3 protein-coding genes are annotated in these 3,093 nt (G+C 27.5%); 2 read left to right on the top strand and 1 reads right to left on the bottom strand.

Annotated elements, in window-relative coordinates; genetic code table 11:
* Positions 1 to 10: 10 nt before the first annotated feature.
* Entirely contained in the window at positions 11 to 1,210 is a 1,200-nt protein-coding gene (locus tag VIM70_RS13295) for a right-handed parallel beta-helix repeat-containing protein (RefSeq protein WP_331946252.1), read from the bottom strand.
* Between VIM70_RS13295 and VIM70_RS13290 the strand changes: the two genes are divergently transcribed.
* Both VIM70_RS13290 and VIM70_RS13285 read left to right on the top strand, forming a co-directional pair.
* The gene (locus VIM70_RS13290; protein ID WP_331946251.1) at positions 1,194 to 1,397 is read left to right on the top strand and encodes a hypothetical protein; all 204 of its coding nucleotides are present in this window, start codon (positions 1,194 to 1,196) and stop codon (positions 1,395 to 1,397) included. The two genes, VIM70_RS13295 and VIM70_RS13290, sit on opposite strands and share 17 nt — an antisense overlap.
* An 850-nt stretch (positions 1,398 to 2,247) precedes the next feature.
* Positions 2,248 to 2,775 carry a hypothetical protein gene (locus VIM70_RS13285; protein WP_331946250.1) on the top strand — a complete coding sequence of 176 codons (528 nt, stop codon included), beginning with the start codon at positions 2,248 to 2,250 and terminating at the stop codon, positions 2,773 to 2,775.
* Positions 2,776 to 3,093: the final 318 nt, after the last annotated feature.

Here is a 3,093-nt window from a genome sequence, read left to right as displayed (position 1 = left end):
AAAAACTGTTTTATTGTATCCCACATGTCATCTTGGCATAGGAATTAAGTCCAACTATGTAACCTGTTATTGTATTACTATCTATCGTGTTGTGATGATTGGTATTAGAAGTTGAATAAATACCACTTTTAGCTATAATTCCACTACTTGAGCTAATTTTATTCGCTCTAATCATTATGTATTGAGGCTGAGATATTCCACTTGAATCAAGTAATATCCCATTACCTTTTTCTGCAGATTTAATATTATTTATGCCATTTGTATTTGCTACATAGTTATTTGTAATAAAACAATTTGAGCTTCCGGCTGTTATGTCAATACCATTATTTTGTGCAGACAATACTTTGTTTTCTGAAACAGTTGTTCCAGTTGTAGTAAAGAGACATATCGCTCCTAAATTTCCCGTACCAGTTATTGATTCATCTACTGTGTTATTCTTAACAACGTTATTATTAGACTGCCATACTTCAATTTGATTAAATCTATTATTTTTACTAGTATTATTGGAAATAGAATTCCAACTGCTACGCTTCTTGCTACCACCATAAATTGTTATACCTTCTTGACCATTGCCTATGCACTGATTATTGCTTGCAACTGAGTTAGTTGTACCTTTATCAGTTGTTGAATTAAAACCAAATATAATACCTTGACCACCGCTATTTCTTATAATATTGTTTGTAACAGAGATTTTTGTTCCATTCATGCAGTAAACATGACCAGCAATTTGTTCCTTACTATAGCCATCAAAAGCTTTAGGATTATCAAAACTGTTATTATCTATTGTAATACTAGAACTATCCTTATCTATTAAAACTCCATATTTGTGTATATCGTAAAAATATGAATATTTAACTGAGCAATTGCTCGCTCCATAAAAATTAATTGCTGAATAACTAATTTTATTTGTGAATCCGCAACTTATTACACTAAGTCCTTTTTTATATAAAACACTTATAGCTGTAGAGCAATTCTGAAACTCTATACCTTGGAAGCTGTTATCATTACCAGTCCAAAATAATATGTTATTGCCTATGCCTTTAATTTTTACATTATTGTTTGTTGCAATTAATTTCATACCGTCTTTTAATTTAACAGCTTTAGCAAATTTATATATACCTTTTGGTAGTTTTATTGCACTGCCGCTCGGTAAAGAGTTCACCATTTTTTGAAATTGTACTGAGGTATCTGATGTGCCTGTAACATCCAAGTTATATTTCCCAGCATCTATTATAGTAGGATTATTAGTAGTCGTAGATACTGTAGAATTTGATGTTAGATCAACAGCCTTTGCAGTAGTTACAAGGGGACTAACATTTGATAAAGAAATTAATATAACTATCGCAGTTATCCCTTTTTTAATGTTATTTTTTAAAATAATAAATCACTCCTTTTAGTTTGGTTGCGAGGTAATCATATGTGCGTTATACTCTACAAGGCGTAAGAGCATACCCATAGAACTCCATATTTATAACCTCTTATTGTGTTACTATTTACCCTGAAAATTGTTGCATTACTTGTCGAAAAAAAGCAATAATGCATTATAGCATGTTTAAATTTTAAAGGCTAATGGCTGTCTATACAAAAATAAAATTGACTAAATTAAAAAGTAAATTAGTAATAAATCAAGGTAAATCAATGATTAGAAGAACTTGTAGATTTAATTGAATCTACAAAAATACTTGAATATAAAAAATATTTATAAAGAAGATAAAGGGATATAAACCAATACTTGAGGACGATATTGTAAAGATTATGAAAACTTTTTGGAGAAATTACATAAGTATAACGGGTAAATAAAAAAAATATATGCCAAATGATAATAATGAAAAAATAATGTCATGTAAAAGTGATAAATAGTAAATAAAACAAGTGTATATTAATTAGACACCAATAATGTTGTTAAAATAGTAGATAACGATATACATAAAAGCAAACAATATAAAAGGGACAATCTGAAGCTCAGATTGTCCCTTTTATATTGTTTAACTATTCTATTAAAATAAATCTATGACTTCTTTTGCTTTAGGGGTATAGTAAATTATACCTATTACTTTACCATAAAATACAAAAAAAAAGAAGCATTTCTGCTCTCTCTCAGTTGTTACCATAAGAAGGGTTCCAAATCACCTTTGCATTTAAAACCTAGCCCTTTAAAAGTTCTAATTTAAAGGGTTTTTAACTTTTTAACCGAATTAAATAGATTAAATAGATTAAATAATCTATTTAAAAGGTAGGTATATAAATATGTTATATGATGTTGAAAGAATATCACAATTAACCAAAATGAGCAAAGTTACAATTTATAAACAATTAAAATTAAAAGAAATTAAAGCCTGTATAGTCAGAAAACAAGGAAAATCATTTGTTGATGAGGTAGGATTTAACTTAATTAAGGAAAGCCTGAATTTAAATGATGAGTTAAATAATGATGAAATAGCTACAGATAAGATTTCTGATACGATAGAGGATGAATCATCCAGTGTAAAGGATACAGAGGATTTAATTAAGTCTAAAAATGAATTAATTAATAGCTTAACAGAACAAGTAGTATTTTTGAAACAACAACTTCGTGAAAAGGATATGCAAATAGATAAACTTCATGTAATTGTTGAAAATAGTCAAGTGTTACTGAAAGCAAAACCTCAACAGGATGTGCTACAACTGGAAGAACATTTCCAAAACCTTGATAATAAATTCATTGAAATAAAAGATAAAATGCAGAATAAAGACCAGGATCATATAGGATTATTCAGAAGAATATTTAAGAAATAACATTTTATCCAATAGCCTAGCATTATATGAGTTTTTAACAAATATAAAAAAATGATTTGATTATTGCCATATTATGAGTTAAAATGTAAATAATATTAAAGAAAGAATAATTTAAAAGATAAAAAAAGATTCAAAAAATAAAATAAAAGTCCTCCAACTCCGGCTATTGTACTGAAATACAATAAACGGCAATATCTAAATATGTATCACTACTACATAAAAAGAATTTTGAAGAACTATATTAAGTTGATTATATCAATTTAAATATGATTTATCAAGTCCTTATGTAATAAAAAATACATAGGGGCTTTTTTATTT

This window comes from Clostridium sp. (genome assembly GCF_036569345.1).
Lineage (GTDB): Bacteria > Bacillota > Clostridia > Clostridiales > Clostridiaceae > Clostridium_AD.
The sequence above is the reverse complement of the archived record's forward strand: the minus strand, read 5'-3'. Positions and strand labels throughout refer to the sequence as shown.